A 633-nucleotide genomic window follows, 5' to 3' on the forward strand; every position below is an offset into this window, starting at 1 on the left:
ATTTTTAAATTTATTCTCATACTTACTTTGCCAAATATAGCACTAAAAAGTTATATTTGCAAACGTTTTCTTTGTTACGGTGATTGCTTTCATTCACATTTTCATATTCTATCAGTATTTGACTTGTTTAACAAGTCATTTTCATAAAAAGTGCAAAATTTGCATGGTTTTAAAAAAACACAACAAAAATTGCCTACAAGTATTTCAACATCTCAAATACTTGTAGACAATCCTATTTCATTTGCTTAAGTCAGCAATTATTTTTCTTTAACTTCTTCCACTTGTTTTTTCACTTTTTCAGCGTCTTCTTTAAGTGGTTGTTCTTTAGCTGCTGCTTTATCAGTAGCAGCTTTCACTTCTTCAGTACCTTCCACAACTTCAGTTTTTGCATCATCTGTTGCTTGGGCAGTCGTATTTTTGGCGTCTGCATAAGCACTTGCCACTTCATCGCGCGCTACTTGGTATTGTTTAGTCGCTTCAGTGGTTGCTTCGTTTAATTGTGCTTTTAAAACTTCAGCAGACTCTGATAAGTTCACGCGAATATCTTGCGCAGCGTCGCTAGCAGTTTGATACATTACGTTACCTTTTTCAGTGACGATATCAGCGTAGTCTAAAGCTGTATCACGAAGAACG

Annotated in this window: 1 protein-coding gene; it reads right to left on the reverse strand. The window is 35.2% G+C overall.

Annotated features, from left to right (window positions below; genetic code table 11):
- Positions 1-257: 257 nt before the first annotated feature.
- Positions 258-633: YtxH domain-containing protein (locus ACRCJ0_RS18230; RefSeq protein ID WP_431391548.1), on the reverse strand; the 376-nt coding region annotated here is incomplete at its 5' end.

The organism is Aerococcus sp. L_32 (assembly GCF_050689315.1).